The organism is Lysinibacter sp. HNR, from assembly GCF_029760935.1.
GTDB lineage: Bacteria > Actinomycetota > Actinomycetes > Actinomycetales > Microbacteriaceae > HNR.
The window spans coordinates 795022-818478 of record NZ_CP121684.1 but is presented as its reverse complement, the minus strand read 5'-3'; the positions used below and the strand labels follow the sequence as shown (position 1 = coordinate 818478).

Annotated in this window: 14 protein-coding genes; all 14 read right to left on the bottom strand. The window is 59.2% G+C overall.

Annotated elements, in window-relative coordinates; all coding sequences use genetic code 11:
• Positions 1-1524, bottom strand: a complete 1524-nt coding sequence (locus FrondiHNR_RS03515; protein WP_279353870.1) for a cation:proton antiporter — start codon at positions 1522-1524, stop codon at positions 1-3.
• Entirely contained in the window at positions 1508-2044 is a 537-nt protein-coding gene (locus FrondiHNR_RS03510; RefSeq protein WP_279353869.1) for a TrkA C-terminal domain-containing protein, read from the bottom strand. Before FrondiHNR_RS03510 ends, FrondiHNR_RS03515 begins: the two co-directional genes overlap by 17 nt.
• 75 nt (positions 2045-2119) lie before the next feature.
• On the bottom strand, positions 2120-3241 hold the full coding sequence (locus tag FrondiHNR_RS03505) for a GuaB3 family IMP dehydrogenase-related protein (RefSeq protein WP_279354458.1): 1122 nt from the start codon (positions 3239-3241) through the stop codon (positions 2120-2122).
• A gap of 222 nt (positions 3242-3463) precedes the next feature.
• On the bottom strand, positions 3464-3910 hold the full coding sequence (locus FrondiHNR_RS03500) for a hypothetical protein (protein ID WP_279353868.1): 447 nt from the start codon (positions 3908-3910) through the stop codon (positions 3464-3466).
• Positions 3911-4141: 231 nt separating this feature from the next.
• Entirely contained in the window at positions 4142-4603 is a 462-nt protein-coding gene (gene rbfA, locus FrondiHNR_RS03495; protein WP_279353867.1) for a 30S ribosome-binding factor RbfA, read from the bottom strand.
• Positions 4604-4734: 131 nt separating this feature from the next.
• Complete coding sequence (gene infB, locus FrondiHNR_RS03490; protein ID WP_279353866.1) at positions 4735-7569, bottom strand: translation initiation factor IF-2; 2835 nt, start codon at positions 7567-7569, stop codon at positions 4735-4737.
• 88 nt (positions 7570-7657) lie between these two features.
• Positions 7658-7903, bottom strand: coding sequence for a YlxR family protein (locus FrondiHNR_RS03485; protein WP_279353865.1), 246 nt, complete (start codon positions 7901-7903; stop codon positions 7658-7660).
• A 239-nt stretch (positions 7904-8142) separates the two neighbouring features.
• Positions 8143-9138: a transcription termination factor NusA gene (gene nusA / locus FrondiHNR_RS03480; protein WP_279353864.1), complete on the bottom strand. Its 996-nt coding sequence runs from the start codon at positions 9136-9138 to the stop codon at positions 8143-8145.
• A gap of 169 nt (positions 9139-9307) precedes the next feature.
• Entirely contained in the window at positions 9308-11077 is a 1770-nt protein-coding gene (locus FrondiHNR_RS03475; protein WP_279353863.1) for a proline--tRNA ligase, read from the bottom strand.
• A 106-nt stretch (positions 11078-11183) separates the two neighbouring features.
• The gene (locus FrondiHNR_RS03470; RefSeq protein ID WP_279353862.1) at positions 11184-13598 is read right to left on the bottom strand and encodes a transglutaminase domain-containing protein; all 2415 of its coding nucleotides are present in this window, start codon (positions 13596-13598) and stop codon (positions 11184-11186) included.
• Positions 13595-15058: a DUF58 domain-containing protein gene (locus tag FrondiHNR_RS03465; RefSeq protein ID WP_279353861.1), complete on the bottom strand. Its 1464-nt coding sequence runs from the start codon at positions 15056-15058 to the stop codon at positions 13595-13597. The genes FrondiHNR_RS03470 and FrondiHNR_RS03465 overlap by 4 nt, the downstream gene beginning before the upstream one ends.
• Positions 15055-16029 carry a MoxR family ATPase gene (locus FrondiHNR_RS03460; RefSeq protein WP_279353860.1) on the bottom strand — a complete coding sequence of 325 codons (975 nt, stop codon included), beginning with the start codon at positions 16027-16029 and terminating at the stop codon, positions 15055-15057. Before FrondiHNR_RS03460 ends, FrondiHNR_RS03465 begins: the two co-directional genes overlap by 4 nt.
• A gap of 32 nt (positions 16030-16061) precedes the next feature.
• On the bottom strand, positions 16062-21941 hold the full coding sequence (locus FrondiHNR_RS03455; RefSeq protein ID WP_279353859.1) for an Ig-like domain-containing protein: 5880 nt from the start codon (positions 21939-21941) through the stop codon (positions 16062-16064).
• Positions 21938-23383 carry a serine/threonine-protein kinase gene (locus FrondiHNR_RS03450; protein ID WP_279353858.1) on the bottom strand — a complete coding sequence of 482 codons (1446 nt, stop codon included), beginning with the start codon at positions 23381-23383 and terminating at the stop codon, positions 21938-21940. The genes FrondiHNR_RS03455 and FrondiHNR_RS03450 overlap by 4 nt, the downstream gene beginning before the upstream one ends.
• Between the last annotated feature and the right edge of the window lie 74 nt (positions 23384-23457).

The following is a 23457-nucleotide window of genomic DNA, read 5'->3' as shown; positions in this document are numbered from 1 at the left end:
TTAGTAATCAGGTTCTCGCTCTCTGCGCGGGCGGAAGTTATCACTATCGCCATCACCGCCGGTCTTCGCACGAGAAGAGCCCCCAGTAGGAGACGGGGCAGGCCTCAGACCATCCAGCGGGGAGGCTCCCTGCCCGCCACTGCTAAAGCCTTCCCCCGCTAACTCTGTTGTATTGCTCTCGTGCCCATAAACTTTTTCGCTCTCATCACGAGCATTCGCCGAGATCACGCTCTCTACGGCTTTTTTCACCGCAGAAACATCGGAGCTTCCCGCCGCATCAACCAGCTCGATTTCGGCAGCGAGGAGGCGCTCTCTGGCCCTTTTTTTGTTTCGGCGCCGCCGTTCCCAGGGGAAGATCACCCGGAAAATCTGTTCCGAATACACCACCATAATCGGCCCCAGCACCGCCATAATAAGCACATACATACCCGCAAACGGTTGAATCCGCGGGTCTAAGCCGGCCCCCAGGGAGAGCGTGGCCAGGATAAGCGCAAACTCACCGCGATTCTGCAGAATAACGGTGGTGTTAAAACCCTCGCGCACCCCAAGCTTATTAAGCCACGCCACAAACTGCCCGGCGATGAGGTTCAGAATGAGGGTCATCAGCACCGCAACAAGAACCGGAACAAGAACCGCTCCAAACGTGGTCGGGTTGAGAGTAAGACCAAAGTTTACAAAGAAAAACGCACCAAAGATATCTCGGAGAGGTATTGTAATTTGCTCAACTTTAACGTGGTACTTGGTGGCACCAACCACCAGACCGATCAGAAACGCTCCGATCGCGTCCGTGACCCCAAGTATCTCGCCGATCCCGCCGAAGGCAAAGGCTAGACCGATGAAGAACACCGTAAAAAGCTCGTCGTCTTTAGTCCGAAACAGCCTCGATACGTGTTTACCCGCAAAACGGGCGATGGCAAACATAAGCACAAGAAAGGCAAAGGCGATACCGAGCTTGCCCAGAACGGCCCACACATCGGTTTCACCGCTCAGCACCACGCCAACAATTGCCAAATAAATTGCCAGGAAAATATCTTCCACAACCGTGACCCCCAAAATCATGGGGGTCTCTCGGTTTGCCAGGCGATTGGTCTCAATGAGCATCTTGGTCACGATAGCGCTTGAAGAGGTTGCCGTCATACCCGCGATAATGAGTGCTTCCCGGGTTCCCCACCCCACCATAAAACCAAAGGCCAACCCCACACCCATGTTAATGAGGATGTAGGAGCCGCCGGAGATAAGAAGTTTTCCCGCGTTGCCAAAGAATTCGTCCTGATCGAACTCAAGCCCCAGGCTAAACAGCAGTAGCACCAGGCCCATCACCGCAAGAAGTTGGATGTTCTCAGAGGCAAAGTCGAGCGGAAACCACACAAAAAACGGGCTCGCAAGAAGTCCCACAATCATGTAGATGGGAATGCTTGGCAGACCAATACGCTTACCGAGCTGCCCCAGAATATACGCCAGGATAAAAATCAGCCCCACGCTGATAAGGTCGGGGCCTACGTGTAGCTCAGCCTGGCGGAACACCGGCAGACCCCGTCGTCGATTTAGCGGCTAGCTCACCGGTGCGGAAAAAGTGAAAAGCCTTTGCAACCTTCTCCGGGCTACCCGCCACGACCAGAGTATCTCCCGGGAAAACCTTAAACTCGGGACTCGGCGCGGGATTGGCCGAGTCACCACGCACAACGGCCACCACAGTGAGTCCCACCGTTCCGTGTTCCGCGGGGTTCCCCAGGGGCTTGCCCGCGATGTGATCCTCATAGTCCACGGTAAACCAGTCAATACTTAAACCCGGCATCTGCTCCAGCACGGAGAGAGACTCGGTGATTCGAGTGCCACCGAGCAATTCGGCCAGGGTGTGTGCCTCGTCCTCGTTTAAACGGAGAGACACCTTGGTGGCGTCTGCGTCGTCATCCTCATCGGAAAAGGTGATCAGGTCGCTATGACCCGATCGGTGAGTGATCACACCCACTTTTCCGCCGTCACCCGTAATAAATGTGTGGAGGATTCCTACACCCGGGAGCTTTACCCGTTGCACATCAGCCATGGTTAACTCCCTAGTGGCACATTAATAGCTCGTATAATTCTACCAAGCCGACAGCGGTACTCGTGACGGTAAAAGTTATGGTGACGAACGCGGGCGAACCACCAGGTTAACCCGCTGAAACTCCTTGAGGTCGCTATAACCGGTGGTAGCCATCGAACGACGCAGGGCACCGTGCAGATTGGCCGAGCCGTCCGCCACATTTGCGGGGCCGTCAAGCAACTCCGCCAGGGGGGCTACCGTACCCACATGAACCCGATTTCCTCGGGGAAGGTCGTCGTGGTAAGCCTCCTGCCCCCAGTGCCAGCCTCCCCCGGGCGCCTCTTCTGCTCGGGCAAGGACGGTTCCCAGCATTACCGCGTCCGCCCCACAGGCAATTGCTTTCACGATGTCACCCGAACTACCCAGCCCACCGTCGGCAATAACGTGCACGTAGCGGCCATCAGACTCATCCATATAGTCGCGACGAGCACCGGCAACATCGGCAATAGCGGTGGCCATCGGAGCGTGAATACCAAGGGTAGCGCGGGTCGTAGAGCTTGCACCACCGCCAAATCCAACCAGCACGCCCGCCGCACCGGTGCGCATCAGGTGTAGCGCAGAGGTGTAGGTCGCAGCCCCACCGACGATCACGGGAACGTCGAGCTCATAGATGAATTTTTTGAGATTAAGCGGAGGCTTTGTGTCGTTAGAAACGTGCTCGGCGGAAACGGTGTTTCCTCGGATAACAAAAAGATCTACCCCAGCGTTGACCACCGTCTCGTATAGTTCCTGGGTTCGATGCGGCGAAAGAGCGCCCGCAACGGGAACCTCGGCCTCGCGAATCTGAGCTAGACGCGCCGTTATGAGTTCGGGATTAATAGGCTGCGAGTAAATCTCGCGCATTCGCACGGTGGCGGCATCTGCGGGAAGCTCACGGATCTCCTCAAGCACAGACTCGGGATTCTCGTATCGAGTCCACAGGCCCTCAAGGTTCAAGACGCCCAGGCCACCCAGCTGACCGATGGCAATTGCGGTTTGTGGAGACACCACGGAGTCCATCGGGGCTGCGATAAAGGGGGTGTCAAAGTGAAACGCGTCGATCCTCCACGCGGTTGATACAACCTCGGGATCACGAGTGCGTCGGTTGGGCACAATCGCCACATCATCAAAACCGTAGACCTGGCGGGCACGCTTTGCGCGTCCAATCTCTATCTCTATGCTCACCCCTCAAGCTTACCGTCTTGTGCCACGCACGATTCTCCTCACAGAGCCGGCCTGCGACCGTGCATAACCTCATCGCCACACTCGCGGGGCCTCATCGGTACAGCGCTGCGACTACCGGTCAATACATGAGTCCCCACCCCGTGGCGAGCTGGTCCAACTTTTGCGGAACAGTTCCCGGGGTGGGGACAGGTAGTTATATCTCAGATACGTGCCACCCTACAGGGGCCAGCGAATGGTGAATACCCAGTCACCGGGGAGAGGCTGTCCACCCACAATCGCAGACGGAGAACCCGTTGCGAGCCAACCATCGGTGCTCAGCGAGTAGGTTACCCCACGCTCTGGCAGCTCTCCAAAAATCTTAAACTCACCAATATTGTGTCGGGATTCTGTATAAACAGCCTCAAAAACAGAACCATCGGGCGCGGTGAGGGTAATTGTCTTACCCCGGAACAGATCGTCTCCCACCACCGCAGAACGATAGGGCACCACAACCGTTACTTCTCCAAGATCACCACGACCCACGGCAATAAGCTGTGTCGAGGTTTGCTTGACTTCGGATTCTGCGGGGGGAACGGAGGTACCCGATTCTAACGCGTTAGCGGATACCGCACCCGTTGACAATAGGGCTGCTATACCTAGAATGGCAAATATTCTTGCTTTCATGTTCTCTCCTGGGGGTCTCGGATGATGACACACCCATCATAGGCAGAAGCTTCCCACGCTAAAATCATCCGGCCAGACGATTGTGTTTTAGCACTACCGACTAAAATCCACACTGAACGTGTGTTCAAACCGGGGTTAAGTCAGCAAATTGGGTTTTGGCACTATACAAGTTTTACACCGCCGCTCACGGTGCGGAGTACTCACGCCAGCCCCAATCATCGAAACACGAAACTACCGTTCGCCCGGATCCTGGTCGCCAGGTTCTACCGGCTCCTCACGCGGCTTAACATACGGGTCCGCTTCCCCCGCGTATTCTGCCTGCGCTGCGAGTTGCGCTGCCTCACGGTCACGCTCGGAGGCCGTGCGCAAAAGCTCGTTAATATGGTTCGCGTTCTCGGGGATACCGTCCAAAATGAACTCAAGCTGAGGAGTAAGACGTGTGGTGAGGTTGCGCCCCACCTCGGTGCGCAACATACCGGTGGCCGCCTTCAACGCCGCGGCACTCCCCGCCCGCTCCTCATCGGTACCGTAGACCGTGTAAAAAACGCTGGCGTGCTGCAGATCGCCCGTCACCCGAACATCGGTAATCGTGACAAATCCCATGCGGGGGTCACGCAAACCTTTTTCGAGACGCTTGGCAATAATCTGTTGAATACGTTCGGCCAGCTTTCTGGCCCTGGGGTTCTCCGCCATGTCTCTCATCCTTCCATCACGTGCGCCGATCGACAACAAAACCGTGGGGCACACCAACATTCTCGAGCAGTGGTGTGTGGGATGTCACCAAAACCGTGACATCCCACACCGCTGCAGCTGTATAAGCCCGGCTATACGCGAGGCTTTTCTTTGAGCTCTATCGTCTCAATCTCGTCACCAATTTGGATGTCGTTGAACTTTCCAAGACCAATACCGGCCTCAAAGTCGGTACGCACCTCGGTGACATCGTCTTTAAAGCGACGCAGCGACTCGATGGCCAGGTTGTCTCCCACCACAACACCCTCACGGATGACACGGGCCTTGGCGTTTCGGGTGATTGTTCCCGAACGCACCAGGACACCGGCGATGTTTCCAAACTTGGAGGAGCGGAACACCTCGCGGATCTCCGCAACACCCGACTGAACCTCTTCGTACTCCGGCTTGAGGAGTCCCTTAAGAGAGTTCTCAATGTCTTCAAGCGCATTGTAGATCACCGAGTAGAAACGCACGTCGACACCCTCGCGGGCCGCGCGCTCGCGGGCCTTACTATCGGGGCGAACGTTGAATCCAAGGATGATCGCGCTGTCAATCGTGGCCAGGTTAACGTCGGACTCTGTGATGGCTCCCACTCCACGGTGGATGATGCGCAACTGCACGGAATCGTCAACCTCGATCTTAAGCAGTGCCTCTTCGAGGGCCTCAACGGCACCCGAGACGTCACCCTTGAGGATGAGGTTAAGAGATTCAACTTTGCCGTCCTCAAGCGCACGGGTGAAGTCTTCAAGACTGATCCGCTTGCGAGCCTTGGCCAACAGAGCGTTACGCTCCGCCGCCTCACGCTTTTCGGCAATCTGACGGGCGGTGCGATCTTCTTCCGTAACCAGGAAGGTGTCACCGGCACGAGGAACCGTTGAGAGTCCCTGCACCTGAACGGGACGGGACGGTCCAGCCTCACGCAGCGTTTCTCCGTGCTCATTGAGCATGGCACGAACGCGGCCAAAAGCGGTTCCCGCAACAATGGCATCACCCACGCGCAGGGTTCCCGACTGAATGAGTACGGTTGCAACAGCACCGCGGCCCTTGTCGAGATTGGCTTCGATAGCCACGCCGCGCGCATCTTTGTCGGGATTGGCACGCAGGTCAAGGCCCGCATCTGCCGTCAGAAGGACAGCATCAAGCAGGGTGGTGATACCAGTGCCCTCGCGAGCTGAAACGTCAACAAAGATAACGTCCCCACCATATTCCTCTGCAACCAGATTGTACTCCGTGAGCTGCTGACGAACCTTGGCCGGGTTGGCCTCGGGCTTGTCGATCTTGTTTACCGCCACCACAATCGGCACATTAGCCGCCTGCGCGTGGTTCAGAGCCTCAACCGTTTGAGGCATGATGCCGTCATCAGCAGCCACGACAAGAATCGCGATGTCTGTGACCTGGGCACCGCGGGCACGCATAGCGGTAAATGCTTCGTGACCGGGGGTATCGATAAAAGTGATGGCTCGCTCGGCACCCTCGTGAAGGGCTTTTACCTGATAAGCCCCAATGTGCTGGGTGATGCCACCGGCCTCGCCCTCACCCACATCCGCGTTACGGATAGCGTCCAGAAGACGGGTTTTACCGTGGTCAACGTGTCCCATAACGGTGACGACCGGAGGACGGGGAACGAGAACATCGTCGCCCTCCTCTTCGCGCTCGGCATCCAGGTCGATATCAAAGCCCTCAAGCAGCTCTCGATCCTCGTCCTCGGGAGAGACCATCTGGATTTTAAAGCCCAGTTCCTCACCCAGAATTTCAAACGTGGCCTCGTCGAGTGACTCGGTTGCGGTGGCCATCTCACCCAGGTGGAAAAGCACCGTTATGAGGTTGCCGGGACTCGTATCAATCTTGTCGGCAAAGTCTGCGATAGAAGCACCGCGACGAAGGCGAATAACCGTTGAGCCATCACCACGAGGTACACTCACACCGCCGAGCGATGGTGCCTCACGCAGCTCAAACTCTTGCCGCTTTGTTCTCTTCGACTTACGTGACTTGGCCCGGCCGCCGCCGCGACCAAAAGCACCGGCGGTTCCACCGCCCGGACCACGACCACGACCACCGCCACCGGGACGACCGGCGAAGCCTGCTCCCGGAGTACGACCCGGAGCGCCCTCTCCAGCCCCCGTTCCCACGCCGGGACGCGCGGCGGTAAAGCCACCGGGACGGTTGTTTGAACCACCGGGACGACCCGGACCGCCAGGACGACCGCCGCCACCGGGACGACCCGAACCGCCAGGACGACCCTGACCCGGGCGACCGCCACCCGGCGTGCCGGTTGACTGAGGACGCGCAACGGGACGCGGAATGTTGCCGGGGTTGGGCTTACGAGCCGCCCCCATGCCCTGGCTCGATGCAAACGGATTATTACCCGGGCGCGGAGCACCGGGGCGGGGGGTACCCATGCCCTGGCTCGATGCAAACGGGTTATTACCCGGGCGCGGAGCACCCGGCTTCGCGGGGCGCGGAGCACTTGATCCGGTTCCGGGAGCTTCTTCAACCTTTGCGGGCGCCTGGGAGCTTGATGCCGACTCCGCGGGAGCTTCTACCCTAGCCTGCGTCGGTTCGGGAGCAGCCTCATCAACAACCTGCTCGGCTGTACTTTTCTCAGTAGCTGATCCGGGCGGGACGGGCATCGGCCCGGGAGTGGCACCGGGTTTTTTAGCACCGGGCTTGGCGGCCGCAGGCTTAGCGGCACCCGGCTTAGCTGCCGCAGGCTTTTGTGCGGCATTCGATGTCTCGGGTTTTGCGGACTCTTCGGGTTTCTTGCCCGCACCGTCTGCCTCTAGGGCAGCCTTCAATCGGCGAGCTACCGGCGGTGCGACGCTTGAGGATGGTCCTTTAACGAACTCACCCATCTCTTTAAGTTTTGCAAGTGCCACCTTGCTATCGACGCCCATCTCGGCGGCGACTTCGTGTACGCGTGGGTTTGCCACTTTTCTCCTGTCTGGGGTCTCACGCCCAGGCAGGCGCAGACCATTATAAACGGACGGTTCTCATTTCGAGCCGCTCATTAGTTTTCCATTAGCCGTTCAGCCTGTTCTCTAGTGGTTGTGTGTCGAGGGTTCCCGACTGACGGAGCGCACGACCAAAAGCCTTACGCCGCACCGCCATTGAAAAACACGCATTTGTGGGGTGGATCCACGCACCGCGTCCCTGTAAAACAGCGTCCTCGTCAACAACAAGAGTGTTATCAACGGAGACAATTCTTAGGAGGACGTTTGTTTCGGATCGAGCACGACACCCAATGCACGTTCTTACCGGAACCATCGTATCACTCTCCTACCCCGTGTATGATCCTAATCTTAAAATTCCTGCAGCCCACGCGTGCGCGTACCGCCCGTCTCGATCCTGTGCAGGCGACTCAATCCGTGCCCCACCCGCGCACTCCAAATCACAACCCACCGACTTTTTGACACACGACTCATCGGACCTTGATGCGCGTCGAAAGCGCTCACAAAAATCTCACTCGTGAGCGCTTCTTCAGGTGACGCGTCAAGCGTGTCAATCTACCCCTCTAAAATCGAATCCGGTTGGATATCAATTTTGGCACCCGTAAGTTTTGCGGCTAGACGGGCGTTCTGCCCTTCCTTGCCGATGGCGAGCGAGAGCTGAAAATCAGGAACCAGGGCTCGCACCTGCTTAGCGGCAGCATCAAGAATAAAAGAGCTTGTCACTTTAGCCGGCGAGAGGGCGTTAGAGACAAAGGTGGGCAGGTCGGTTGAGTAGTCGACAATATCGATCTTCTCACCGTTAAGCTCGGCCGTGACGGAACGAACCCGCTGCCCCAGCTCACCGATACACGCCCCCTTTGCATTGATACCGGGGTCGTTAGCTCGTACCGCAATCTTTGTGCGATGTCCGGCCTCTCGGGCAAGCGATACAATCTCGACCACCCCGCTTGAAATTTCGGGAACCTCAAGCGCAAATAGCTTGCGTACCAGCCCCGGATGGGTTCGGGAGACAGTGACCTGCGGACCCTTAATTCCCTTGGTCACGGCAGTAACATACACCCGGATACGCGCGCCGTGAGAGTACTCCTCACCCACAACCTGCTCCTCGGGCGGGAGAATAGCCTCTACCGTACCCAGGTCGATGTGCACCATACGCGGATTGGGGCCCTGCTGAATCACACCGGCGACAATATCGCCCTCTTTATTTCGGAACTCTCCAAGAACGGCATCGTCCGCAAGATCACGAAGGCGCTGATTGATCACCTGCTTGGCGGCAAAAGCGGCGATACGACTAAACTCCTCAGTTGATTCCTCAACCTCACCGATAACGTTGCCCTCTTCGTCGCGTTCCTCCACCAAGACAGCCAGGTGGCCCGTCTTCTGATCGAGTACAACACGAACCGTCGGGGTCTCCCCTGGAACAGCATCGATTTCGGCCGTGTGTTTAATGTAGGCCGTGTGGATGGCCTGCTCAATGATCTGGACCAATTCTGTGAAAGGGATGTCTTTCTCTCGTTCCATCATGCGCAAAACGGTGAGATCGATTTCCACGTTTGGCCTCCTCTGTATTCATATGTGTCATGTCTGCTACGAGCGCTCGTAAAAAAACGCGCGCTACTTCAACTACGGTACCTGAAGTTTTACCGCTCCAACACCACTAACAGCCGGAACACAGCTACACGGACAGGTGAGGTGGTGATCTTCCGGTTAAAAATCGAGACTAGACCGCCTTGAGTGCGGAAGGAAGATCCGCAATGGCCACCCTCGAACGCTCATTTGTTTGACGATCCCACAGCTCCACAAAGCCCTCGCTCGCATCACGCCCCACAACAACGATTAAGGGGATACCTATCAGTTCTGCGTCGGCGAATTTCACCCCGGGTGAAAGCTTTGGTCGATCATCAAAAAGAACCTCATAACCGGAACCCTCAATGCCCGCAACAACACTCTCGGCAACTTCAAAAATCGCCGGATCCTTACCCGCGGCAACAACGTGCACATCAAAGGGAGCCACGGCCCGGGGCCAGATCAACCCCCGCTCGTCGTTGTGTAGTTCGGCAATAATGGCCAGGATACGGGTAATCCCGATGCCATAGGACCCCATAGTCACCGTGACCAGCTTGCCGTTCTCGTCAAGCACCCGAAGGTCAAGGGCCTCGGCGTACTTGCTCCCGAGCTGGAAGACATGGCCAATCTCCATGCCGCGAGCAAGCTCCACCGGGCCGGAACCGTCGGGGGCGGGATCCCCGTCGCGCACCTCTGCCACCTGCGCCACGCCATCGGACACAAAGTCGCGACCGGCAATCAAGCCAAACACGTGAGCACCCTCGCGGTTTGCCCCCGTCACCCAGGAACTTCCCTCAGAGACTCTCGGGTCAAGAAGATAGCGGATACCCGTTACCGATTCTTCACCCAACACCGCCCCCTCCTCGGACCACGGTCCGATGTACCCGCGAACCAGGGCGGGGTGAGCGGCAAAATCTTCTTCTGTGGCGGGAACAACCTCGGCCGAGGGGAAAGCGACCTCAAGCCGCTTCTCCTCTACCTCACGATCACCGGGAACACCAATCACCACCAGTTCTCGCCTACCGTCGGGGTAAATGAGGGCAAAAACCACGTTCTTCAGGGTGTCAGTGGCCGTCCAGGGTCGACCGTCCTCGCGAGGATGGTCTGTATTCGCCCGGTCCACCAGAGTCTGAATGGTGGGGGTATCTGGGGTGGCAAGCACTCGGGCCGGGGCCGCGTTCACGTAGGAAATCGCGGCGGGCGGGATCGTGGTGTAGGCCTCAACATTGGCCGCATACCCTCCAGCGGAGCGCACAAAGGTGTCCTCGCCCACGGGGGTGGGGTGCAAGAACTCCTCACTCTTGGAACCGCCCATGGCCCCGGCGTCCGCCCGAACAATCACGTATTCAAGACCCAGGCGCTTGAAGATCCGCTCGTAGGCGTCTCGTTGCGCCTGGTAGCTCTTCTCGAGGCCCTCGTCCGTATAGTCAAAAGAGTAAGCATCCTTCATCGTGAACTCGCGGCCACGCAGCAGACCCGCACGCGGCCGCGCCTCGTCCCGGTACTTATCCTGAATCTGGAAGATTGACAGCGGCAGATCTTTATATGACGAATAAAGGTCTTTTACCAGGAGGGTAAATACCTCCTCGTGTGTGGGAGCGAGCAGCATATCCGCGCCCTTGCGGTCTTGCAGACGAAAAAGATTGTCGCCGTATTCGCTCCAGCGACCGGTAACCTCATAGGGTTCACGCGGGAGCAACCCGGGAAAGTGCACCTCGTGGGCACCCGCGGCGCCCATCTCTTCTCGAACTATACGCTCAATACGTTCCTTTACCCGCAGCCCCAGCGGCAACCACGCAAAAACACCGGGGGCCTGCCTGCGAATATAACCTGCGCGCACCAGGAGCCGGTGGCCAATCACCTCGGCTTCTGAGGGATCTTCGCGGAGAGTCTTGAGGAAATAGTTTGTTAGGCGGGTAGACACCCGTCTATAGTATCGCTTTACCCCCGCATCAGAAATCACCCGGAAATATCACCGCATAGACACGATACTTCCGGGTCTTATGCCGCGATCGAACCGCCGAGGCAGCTCACCCTGTGGAGGTGAGAGTGTCGGAATCAGGCTCAGCTTCGCCCGCCCCCATCACCGTCTTCGACGCATCCCCCGTCTTGGGATGTTGCACCCGCCGTCCCAGCCCAAAAGAGCGGAGCGAAAAAAGCGAGGCAAGGCGCTGCCTGCGTGTCAGCTTATTATCCCAGTTGTGACGCAACAAACGCACCGCAGACCACGAGTCCTCCACCGCCTCTGGGTCAACCACGGAGGCGTTAAACACCGCCCGATCGACCGCTCGTGCAAGCTCGCGAACACGATTATTACCCAGGGCATTTGCATACTCGAGACGGGTGAGGGAGCCGGGGCGCGGTTCACCGTGATCCACGGCAATGTCAACTGCCTCGCGCCAAGCCCCGGTCATCCGTGCCAGGGGATCGGAAGCCCGCTCACGGGCAAGCCTGCGGCGACGTTTGGCCCACAGAATGAGAGCAAAGGGCAAAGCGATCACCAGCAACACGAGAAGAACCCAACCGAGTATCAGAAGCACCGCAAGGAACACTACCAACCACGTAGGCATACCGCCGTCCTGCTCCCGATCTTCCCCCTCAGGACGATACGGCACCACGGTGTCATCGGTTTCGGGAGGTGGTGGCGGGGGAACGCTCAACGGGTTGGACACCCTCTCGGGCTCCTGAGGGGACTCCTCGGGCACCTCACGCCACTCGGGAGTAGGATCAACCGTGACCCATCCTCGCTCACGAGTGTTAATTTCGGTCCAGGCAGAAACATTCTCCCCCCTAACGGTCCGGCTTCCTTCCTCCGGAACAAAACCAAAGATCACCCGGGCGGGGTATCCCATCTCCTGAGCAAGCAGCGACAATGTCACGGCATACTGCTCGGCATCGCCGAGCAGTATCGGGGATTCCAAAAACTGGATAATCCGATCAAGCCCGTGACCCGAACGACTATACGGTTCCCCCTCAGCACCGTGGCTAATGTACCCCTCACCGAGCTTCTCAATCGCAGATACAAGCTTTTCACCCGGCGGTACGGTATCACCCCGCACGGTGTCACCGGCCCACTGCCTCAGTGTAGAACCAATAACGGGGGGCATCTCTACGGTGTCCGGCACCGAGTCTGTTCCCGGGGTAAGACCAGCAAGCTCAGCCACCGAAGGCTGTTCAGTGAGCACCGCTCGAAGCGTGTAGCTATCGCCCCCGCGCAAACCCGTGGTGACGGCGGCGGTTCCTCCCGCGGCATTATAAAAAAACGAATTACTCAATTGTGAGGCTCTGGTGCCTGCAAAACTAATTGACTCAAGCCAACCGGTGGTTGGCACCCACACCCCCGTGTAGGCCTCGATACCCACGGCGACCTCCGTCGATTCTCCACCGCGAGCGCTCTGGTCAATCCGAAACGGCACCCGGGTAAAGTCACTCGTTTTACTGGGGCTGTCCGGGGATCCCACGCGATAGAGAACGCCGTCGTACGTGTCAAGGGTGGCGATGCGAATGCGCTCTCCCGCCGGGAATCCGTCAACGGTAAACATGGTCTCGGAGATTTTTTCGTCGCTCAGATAATCACGAAACCCGGAGAGGGGACTGGCATAATCGCGCGGATCAAAGGGCCTCTGAACGCTATCTCGGAGAACATCGCGGGGCGACGACGGGGCAGTCACGCTCACCGCCCCGGCCGCAACACCGCCACCAATCACCAACACAATGACAGCTGCGAGAGCGGGTCGAATGCGCGGCCACACGCCCTGAGCAGAAACGGTGGGGGCTCCGTCCCGAGAGGAGGCCAGAGCGGTGATACGTGAACGCCGTCGTCTCGCCCGCCACAGCATCCACACAACAGCCAGCGCAAGCCCACAAAATCCCTGAATCATGAGCCATTGCTCGGGGAGGAGTCCGGGTATCGGGGAGCGCACATGAGCCACACCGTAGACGATGCCAAAAAGAAAAACCGTGATCGGCGCGATGATACCCGCTGCCTGTAGCAGGGACGAGCGTAGCATTACGCTAAGCCCAATGACGGTTCCCAACAGCACAAGCACAAACGGTGGTACGAGGAGAGCCTCGTATTGACCAACCGGTGCGTCAATCGTGAGCAAACGTTTCCACCCCAGCACGGTAGCCAGGAGCAGCTCGTGAGCGCCCCGGAGGCTCGGTATGAAACCCCAGATGGAATAGTGAGGAACCGCCACTCCGGCCCCCAGGAGAACGTAGAGCAGAAGCGTAATGACAACTATCAGCCAGGCTCTTACCCGGGCAAGCGCGCCTATTATCGCCACGATCGACCCGGCGATAAGTGCCAGCCCGAGCGTAACCAGCATCCGCGGGTGCTGGTAGATCGGCCACAGAGAACCAATGGCCACCGCCATGGTGAGCGCAAAAAAAGCACCGTTACCAAGAACGTCTCGGGTCAGAGGCCTACGAGTAGTGCGCCTCATGATGCGGCTAACTTTCCCAGCGACCGGGCTAGGTCGTCCAGATACCCGACGGTGAGCACCGTGAGACCGCTTACCCGGCGCACACTCGGCACAATACCCGGGTTACACACCACCACAACCACCTCGGTGTCGACAGGAAAGGCGAGGGAGGCCGCACGGATCTGTGCCGCGGTCGGTATCGACCCGCACACCATAAACGCCACGGAAATCGCGGTGACGGCAGACGCCGAGACCGTGCTCAGAGGAATGAGCGGAATCGAGCGCTCGCTGTGGGACACCCCGGAGAGATCATCCAGTAGTCGCGAAGGACTCGTGACCCTCAAGCGAGTCACACTGGGGGCGGGGCGGGGTGCGTACTCCGAGAGCTCATCACCAACCGTTACTGCGAGGTCTCTCGCATCACGGATGGCCCGAATTCCCAGCGACCCCACCACACTGACAGCGAGTTCAAACTCCTCCTCGGTGTGGTAGTCGGAGCTTGCCGTACTCAGCTGAATCAGCAGTTGACTGCGCCGAGTCTGTTCGTATTGACGCACCATAAGCGCTCCCGTGCGAGCTGTGCTCTTCCAATGGATATGACGGCGATCATCACCGGGAACGTACTCGCGCAGGGCATGAAAGGAGATGTCGCTGGTGGTGAGGTCCCGAGTGGGATTTCCCTCCAGGTCACGGACCAGGCCCGTGCTTGTGCTGGGAATCGCAACCGTGACCGGGTGCACAAAGAGTGTCAAACCACCGGTCCACACGAGTTCACGTCGCAGAAGCAGGAGCGGATCCGTGCGCACCGACCGAGCGGGACCCACCGTAATCACTCCGCGTTGCAGCGTAGGAATGCTGAATTCGCCACGAAAATTTGCCCCCGAGGCCAGGCTGGGCAGGTTAAATTCGGCAAGCCTCTCCCCCACGGGAATCTCCAGCATCTCGGGAAAAAGACGACGTCCGGTGGGATTGGTAATGGTCGCGGTGCCCGAGGCCACCTCACCCACAACCACACGCTCGCTCGTCATGACCAGCTCCACCCGATAAACACCGCGGGCAAGCAGAAAGAGTAGAGCTATCAACCACAGCGCGGCGGCGGCGTATCCGAGAAACAGCACCTCCACCCATCCCCAGGCATAGCCGCTTATCAGCCCGAGCGGGACGATGGCAAGCAGCGCCCACCCCACCCCCGTAACGGTTGCTCTGAGCCAGGACACCCCGCGCGTGATCGCGAGCGAGGCCACCATTCGCAGGCGTCCCAGAGTAAAAAGCAGTTGTCCAACCACACCCGCCTCGCGAGCCCGGGCGCGAGCGGTGCTGAGACCCAGTCCGGTGTCTGCCCGCGCTGTTAGGGCACCATCGTCGTGTGCGCGGGTCGCCAGGGTATTCTCCCGGAGAGAAGAATGCCGGGAGAGTGATGATGCGTCCGCCTTGGTGGGTTTTTGATAATCACTGCGGTGCGCCGACCGACGCACGCTCACGCGTCGGTTCCACGTTCAACGGGTGGTTTCACGTCCATCAGTAACTGGGCGATAACGCTATCGGGGGTAACCCCGTCAAATTCGGCCTCGGGATCCAAAACCAGGCGGTGGGTGAGTACCACACCCGCGAGCGCCTTAACATCGTCCGGGAGCACGTAGGAACGCCCGTGCACAGCAGCCCACGTTTTTGAGGTGCGAACCAGGGCGAGGGCCCCTCTAACGCTCACCCCCAGGCGAACCTCCGGGGCGGAACGTGTTGCCTCAACCAGTCGGGCAATGTAGTCGAGCACGGTGGGTTCAACGTGCACCGTCTGTGCAAGTGCCGCAAGCTCCACAACGTTTTCACTGGTGATCACGCTGGGTATAACGCTATCGTGCGACCGGGTGCCCGCACCCTCAAGAATCGCGAGCGTTGCACGGTGGTCCGGGTACCCGAGGGTTGTCTTCATGATAAAACGATCCAGCTGAGCTTCCGGTAACCGATACGTTCCCGCCTGCTCAACGGGGTTTTGGGTTGCAATAACCATGAAGGGACGACCCACCGTGTGGGTACGTCCGTCAACCGTCACGCGGCTCTCTTCCATGACCTCGAGCAGAGCGGATTGGGTTTTGGGGCTGGCCCGGTTTATCTCATCGGCAAGAACGATATTGGCAAAAACGGGACCCTGATGAAACACAAATTCGCCCTGCCGCTGGTCATAGATACTCATGCCCGTGACGTCTCCGGGAAGAAGGTCGGGGGTGAACTGGATGCGGCTACTGACCCCACGAACGCTCTGCGCAATGGCCCGGGCGAGCGAGGTTTTTCCCGTTCCCGGAAAATCTTCTAGCAGCAGGTGACCCTCACTCAGTAACGCGGTGAGCGCAAGCTGGATGACGCGTGTTTTTCCCAGCAGAGCCGACTCAACGTTCTGCGTGACTCGGTTAAAGATCTCCGCAAACCGGGTGGCCTGTTCGGGTGTCATGGACAACGGGGTGCTCCTTGTGAGTGGGTGATGGGTGGCTATTGGCTGATAATCGCTGCGCCGGGACGCAACATTATCCGGGTAACGGGCGCGCACGCCTCTGTTCTCAAGGGGGTAAGGGTCTCTACCGTTGCACCGCCAAAGGTGAAGGTTGCCCGCGCAAGAATCTGCGCGGCATTTGAGGGCACGGGAGTACCCCAGACCCAATCGCCGACCCAGGGTCCGCCGATCGAGGTTGCGTACCCATATTGGAGATTAGTTCCGGCCGCGTGCAACGCGGGTGTGACGGTGCCGCTCCCAACCCGACATAAGGCAGGGTTACTTTCCCAGCGGATCGCAAGATTATAGGGGGCAAAGGATGCCGACGCATCGCTGGGCGGTCCGCAATAACCCCCGCCCGCAGCTCCACAGGCCTGCACCCGCACGGTGTTTGCTCGGTGCGGGTCGTAGCCGGTGATTCGCCCGTCGGGCGGCACAAGCTGGTAGGGGTTGTTGTTGACCTGGTATACAAAACTCTGGGCACCCGGGACGCTGGGTAGCGAGATCTGGGGGATGCCCTGGTCTCCCTCGCGCACAATGTTTACCCCGGGAACCCCCGCCTTCCCGGGAACGCTCACGTATTGCACGCTCGCGCTGTGGGTGCTGCAGGCCCACCCGTTCCACACCACAACGCTCACCGTGTAGACGCCGTTGGCTGTGACCCGCTGATCGCTTCGCGTCTGCGTGCCGCCGTTTCTGGCGGCGGCACAGCTCGGTGTGGCGGGAGCACCGTCAACCGGCGACCAGGCCACGGCGGAGCGGATGGCTGAGCCACCCGGTGCCGCCACACTCCAGTTTGCGGTTACTGTGTCGGTGGACACGGAGGTTACGATTTCAGGCGCCGAGGGGGCCTGTCTGGTCTCAAATCCCGACTGGGTACTGGACCGCCACGATACCGCACCGTATTTTGCACTGTCGATGTTGTTACGCGACTCCACTCTGATCGAGTACTGACCGTAGGGGAGTCGATCCGTGGTGACACCGTGCGCACCCGACCCCGAGGCGGGAACCACGCGCTCCCACACGGTTCCGCCCGTCCGGTCAAGAACCGTTACCCGAAACGAGGAGGCCGGGTTGCCCCTGTTGGCCGCGCCCGGGGACCACTGAACGTTGAGTAGCCCCTGATTGGTCGGCGCAAACTCGCTATTGGCCTCGGGAACCGTCGCGCTGATTCCGGTGGGGGCCTCCGGAACATAGTCGATCATCACGGAAGTGCCCGGCGCGCTCGGCTCCGACCGACCGACCGAATTTACCGCGATTGCCGTGAATTGATAGCTGACCCCGGCCCGGGCCTGGCCGTCTGTGACCACACAGCTTGAACTATCACGACCGCAGTTGACCTCAACACTCCCGTCGGTGCTGCGCAAAATATAGTTCTCGATGGGTTTGCCGTTGGAATTGGGGGCGGTAAAGCTAAAACGCAGCCGCCCGTCGTTTTGAAACGAGGAGGAGCTCGTGAGGTTCGGAGCACCGGGAGCATCCGGCGCATCGATAACAATCGCCGTAACGGTTCCGGTTACAACCCGATCGGGCTGTCCCGTAGAGTCTTGCACCCGATAGTTCAATTGCAGATTGGTGGTGATGTCTGCATCCGCGGTTGCACTGATCGTGATCGTGCGGCGATCGGCACTGGGGGTTGCGGTAACCCCCCGAGCAGTACCAACAACCTCAACCCCCACCACGGTAAAGGGTCTCAGCTCTTCCGGACCCACGTCGTTTGCGAGCACATCCACCGTGCGGCTGCTTCCGCGGGTAAGCTCAACTGTATCGGGCAACGCTTGGATCTTGGGCTTGGTAGAGCTCACCACCGTAACCTGCACGTTCGCGGTAGCGACCTCGCTGGTATCGTCTCGAACACCAATGGGTACGCTAATAATTGTCCCCACGGGGGTGTCGTTGTTGACCCGAACGGTGAGCTGATCCCCGCGAATTGATGCGGTGGCACCGTTACTCACCGGCTGCGGCTGGGACCAGACCAAGCGGTCCTCGTCCTCGGGGTGGGGGTAGCTGGTCAGATTACTCAGATCGACCGTGCGCTCAAGCGCAGGCTCAAGGGTAAAGGCCGCACCCCGAATCGTGGGAGGTTGATTGCTTGTGGGCGTCACCGTGATGGGAAGAACAATGGTTGCCCGTTTACCCTCGTTAGAGCCCGCGGGAGCGTCTGTTACCTCAAGAGTGACAGACGCGGGCCCCCAATAGTCCGGTGCCGAAACAAAGTCGATGCTGGTTTCATTCTGCGCCAGGTTTGCCCCGTTACCGTTGGTAGCCTTCACCGTGGAGGGGTCCGTGATTCTTACCCTCTTGTTCTCGGCCGCGATAATCTGTTCGTTAATGTTAATGCTGAGCCTCTCACCGCTGGCAACGGTAAGTTCGGGGGCGTTTGTGCGCCGTTCTGGAACCGCCATCGCGGTTCCAGGAACCCAGATAAATCCGTGACTTGCGATCTCGGGGCTGTCCGCGACGCTGATCCGAAACGGGATGATCTGATTGTGCTCGGCAACGGTAACCTCAAGGTTCCGCGTATTTTTGACCTCAGCGCCGCTCTCCCAACCCGGCACGAGCGAAAGGTCAAGATCCCGCTCCGTTCCCTCCGCGTAAAAGACGTTTTCCCACACGTCGACCGAGATCTTTTCGCCGCCGTCAGTAATATCGGTGAGAGTGAGAACGGTGTCGTCAACAACCGGTCGAGCCGGCGGGGCGTCTCGCTGAACCGCAACCTGAATCCACGCCGAACTCTGCCCACCCGACTCATTCTGCACGGTATATAAAACACTATAGACCCCCTCCTGTGAGGGTGTTGTCAGGGTGACGGTCTCATCATCAAAGGCAGCGGGAAGCTCTTGTTTTTCCTCCACCGCAACAATGCGAAGCTGCCCGCCGTCGGGGTCGGAATCGTTCTCCAGCGGTTTGACGATGAGGGTGGAGTCTGGCCTGGCGGCAACAACGTCGGTTCGTGCAATCGGGTTGGCTGCCACTCCCGAGGTCTCCATAATTCCCACCCGGATCTGCCCGGTACCTACCGCACCGAGGCTATCGGTCACCGAGTAATAAAAAGTATCGGTTCCGAGGCTTCGCGCTCCCGCCTCATACTCGATGTAGTCTTTTCCGGTACTAGTCACGATTCCCTGCCGCGGGGCCGACTCTACCCCGCTCAGAACAACGGTGTCGCCATCCGCGTCAATACCCGTGAGGGGAATTGGTATACGCACGGTGCCGCCCTGGACCACTCTCGAGGTCACGGTCCTGGGTGTGGGAGCGCTGTTATTCTCCGCGTCAGCTTCTCGCACGGAGATATTGACGGGTGCCGAAGCGATCTCCCCACCGGGACTCTCAACAACATAGGATGCGGTGTATTCGCCGGGTGTATCCGGCGCAAGGTAGCGCAAAATACTCCCCGAGGCAAAGAGTAGTCCCTCGCTCTCCGGGAGGCTGCTCGCCAGATCGGGACTTAGCGTGAGAGGCAGGTTATCCGGGTGCAGGTCGTTCTCAAGAACCGGTATATCGACGACCTCCCCCACCCGAACTCTAGCCTGGTCTGGGGTTGCGACGGGCGGTTTCTCCTTTGCCGGAGGATCCACCTGAAGAACGGTTACCGTGCCGCGAGAGGAAAGGTGCCCGTTTGTGACGCTGTAGCTAAACTCTACACTTCCGTTCTCGAGGGGCTCCGTCAGGGAAACCCTGAGCACCCCGTGGTTCAGGATCTCAACGATAAGACCCTGATTCTCAAGAGGGTTATGGGCCTCAGAAAGGAGTAGTACGCCTCCCGCGGGATCATAGTTAGAGGCCAGGACATCAACCGTCTCCGTCTGGTTCAGGTAGAGAAAGACCGAGCTGGGAACCGTCACCGGGGGCAGGTCGTTATTGGGAGGACCTGTGATCTCAAAGCGCAATTTCCCGGCGGCACTGCTCGTCCCGTCACTCACCCGATACTCCAGGTTGTAGGAGCCCGGCTGATCCGCGGTCAGCCCCACCTCACCCGTGTCGGTGTTGACCCGGAGCTGCGCGCGCGCGAGGTTGTCTTCGGGAATCCCCGTCAGCCGAACCTCGCCGTTACCCCCGCGCACCGACTCCAGGGGGTATGCAATTGCCTCCTGCCCCACGTTACCCACCGCGGCAACGGTCTCCGCCACTATCGGCACTGCACCAGCGACCACCTCAACGCTGAGGTTTCCGTGTGTTGTGAGAGTGCCGTCAGAAACCGCAAGGCCCACCGTCTTCTGTGAGCCCCCCGAGCCGGAGTCTTTATAGTAGACGGTGCCCTGCGCTGAGTAGGTCACCACATCCGGATCTGCCGCCACAGCGTCCGCGAGGAAGAGGGGGTCGCCATCGGGATGGTACCAATCCGCAAGAACGTCACGCTCAAACTGACCTCCCGCAGCCACAATATCACCGGTGGGCCGAGCCTGAACAGGGGCATTTTTCTCCTGCGGCCCGCGAACCTCAACCGTGACGGTTGCGGAATCCTGTCCGCCGTGGCCATCGGTTATGGTGTATTGAAACTCAAACGTTCCCGCCGCATCCGAGGCCAGTGTTACCTGAAGCTTCTGTCCGTTTTCAATAATGGATATGCTGCCCATATTTTCGGGGAAGTTCGCGGTCTCAGTGATTACTATCACATCGCCATTGGGGTCGTAGTCGTTCAACAGGACGGGCAGGGGGGTTGCGCGACCCGGGCGAGCCCCAAAAACATCGTCGTTTGCAACGGGCGGTTGCTGCACCGGATCAATTTCGGGAGGGATGCTGGGGTCGTTTTCCTGTTGCTTCTGATCCTCCTCGAGTTCCTCAAGAATCTTGTCCCAGTTGTCCACGAGCTGACCCGAGTCCTGGATCATCCAGGAACGACCACTCACCTCATCGTTGAGCACCGCGTAGCTGGCCCGCACAGCGACAGTGAGGCGGGCGTCCGCGTCCATATCCGCCAGATTCAGGGATTCTCCTTCGCTGCCCCCGCAGGAGCGCCAGGCCACTCCCGTGGGCCAGGCGGCAAGAACACACTCTCCTACAACGGCGGGGGCGGCTGACGGCTGCGCAACATTACCCGGGGTAGTGAAGACTCTTTCTTCCCCACCCCCGTTGAGCCCCACCCGCAACAGTCCTCGAGAATCAGAGATATAGACCTCAGAGGAGGCGGTGCTTGAGCTCATCAGCACGGGATTCTCGGCGATATCGACCTGAATGCCTGCACGCCCGTCAATGCTGAGGCTTCCCGTGCTGAGGTTCAGAACAACCGGGCGACCGGACACCACCGCCGCGGCGTAAGAGTCTTCCTCGCCACCGAGACTCAGCTGGGTGCTCTGCGAGGCATTTCCGCCCCCACGCACGTCGCGCTCCAGCATCTCACTGCTGGCCGAGAAGCCCACAAAGCGTCCGGTACTATCGACAGCCACCGCAGAGTTGCTGCCGAGAACAAGATCGGCATCGCTCTCAGCGTTAAAATTGGAGAGCGCGCGATTGGGCACAAACCACACCCGTCCGCTCGGCGCCGAGTGAATCACGGTGGTATCCCCCGCCAGAAGAACCTCGGAGGCATCGGAGGGTAGTTGAATACCCTCCTCCACAGATGCGAGTGACTCGTCTACGATACTGAGCTCCCTCTGCGAGACCGCGTGGAGAAGCACAAGCTCATCCCCCTGAACCACGGTGAGGTTCTGGCGCTCACTGCGCTGTGCCGTATCGAGAGCGGATATCTGCGTGTTGAGCCTTCCAACCGCCTGCTCACCGTCGTTCACGACCCAGGTGCTGGCATCACCAAGATCAACCCGCTGCGTTGTGTACCCGCTTGAGGCAATGGCGATGGTAACCACCAGGACAAGGACTAGCACTGCCGCCAGGCCGCTGATCACAGCTCCGAGATGCTTCTTTATCCAGAAAACAATCACCGCCCCACCTCCGCGGAAGCGCAGGTCTCAGGGCTGGTTACGCCCGGAGTACCGTCACGAATCACCGTAACCGTAATACACACCGGCTCCCCATCGGATTGAGCGGTAGCTCGATACTGAGTGCCACTCTGATTGCTGGTGTCACCGCCTGTGGTACGCACCAGGTAGCGAAGATCTGACTCATCTCCGGGAGCATCCCAGTTAAAAACGACAACCCCGTTATGGGTCTCCGTTGTGATACCGCTCACAACGGGGATATCCGAGTTGCTACCCAGCGCCAGGGTAATAATACCCAGAACCGTCAGGAGAACAGCCCCACCACCGATCAATCCTCCGAGCAGCATGCGCCTTTTGCGGGTGCGTTGCAGGCTCGCTTCGTGCGGTGCCCGGATCCTGGCGGAGTCGATAACCGTCAGGCTCACATCGGCGTTTGCCGCTGCGGCCCCGGGGTCTCCGTGGTGACGGTATCGTTGTTGCTCACCCCGTAGCGCCACCCGCGTGGGAAGAACATCGTCAGACAAATCCTCGGTCAGGACGTGCCGTCGTTGCTGCACCCGCACGTCATCCGCCACCTCGATAGGGGTCGGGGGAAATCCCAGCTGCGCCTCTATCTCCTGCAGCTTATACACAAAGCTAATCATGCTCTGGGGGCGCTGGGTTGGGTTCTTACTCATGGCCGTCACCAATAGCGCTTCAAGATCGGGAGGAACATCACGGCGACCCAGCGGTTGGACCCGATCCCGCCCCACGATTCGCGCTCGAACCCGCTCACGCCGGTTCTTGTACTTGCTATCATCGGGAAGTTCGTAGGGAGAGCGCCCCAGAAGAAGGGTAAAGAGCGTTGCGGCCAGCGCGTAGACCTCGCTTGTTACGGTCCCCGCGGTTGTTCCCCTAAGAACTTCCGGTGCCGACCACGGCACCGACATGCCCTCAGCCCCATCGTTGGTGGCCGCTGCAATGGTGGCGGCAATTCCAAAATCGGCCAGCACGGGATGCCCATATTGGGTAACCAGAATATTTGAGGGCTTAATATCTCGGTGTAGGAACCCGATGCGGTGTGCGGTCTCTAAGGCTCCTCCGATTCGAATACCCGTCTGCAATACCTCTGACACCGTGAGGGGCTGCTGTTTGTAGCGGCTCCCCAGTGACGCGGGGCAGTACTCCATGACCAGGTAGGGGCGCCCGTCGGGTGCGATGCTTGCGGCGTGCACCGTGAGCACTGACGGGTGGCTCTTGAGCTGAGACATCAGGTTGGCTTCGGAGAGGAACATGGCCCGCATTTTTGCTTCGGCAAGCTTGGTATTCAGAACCTTAATTGCCACCTCGGCTCGGGGAAAATCTTGTTCGTAGAGAAAAACGTACGCAAACCCGCCTTTACCCAAGACCCGAACGTGCTGGTAGCCCGATAACTGCGGGGGGCTAGCCTGCTGGGGTGCGTTCAAAACCTACTGCTCCTGCTCTGCCTCACGCGAGGCGGGGTGTGCATTGATTTCCTGACGGGTGTCTATTCACAGGG

Coding starts and splice junctions, on each gene's coding strand:
- FrondiHNR_RS03470 (WP_279353862.1), bottom strand. CDS start 13,598: ATGAGGCGCACTACTCGTAGGCCTCTGACCCGAGACGTTCTTGGTAAC.
- FrondiHNR_RS03510 (WP_279353869.1), bottom strand. CDS start 2,044: ATGGCTGATGTGCAACGGGTAAAGCTCCCGGGTGTAGGAATCCTCCAC.
- FrondiHNR_RS03500 (WP_279353868.1), bottom strand. CDS start 3,910: ATGAAAGCAAGAATATTTGCCATTCTAGGTATAGCAGCCCTATTGTCA.
- FrondiHNR_RS03485 (WP_279353865.1), bottom strand. CDS start 7,903: ATGGTTCCGGTAAGAACGTGCATTGGGTGTCGTGCTCGATCCGAAACA.
- rbfA (WP_279353867.1), bottom strand. CDS start 4,603: ATGGCGGAGAACCCCAGGGCCAGAAAGCTGGCCGAACGTATTCAACAG.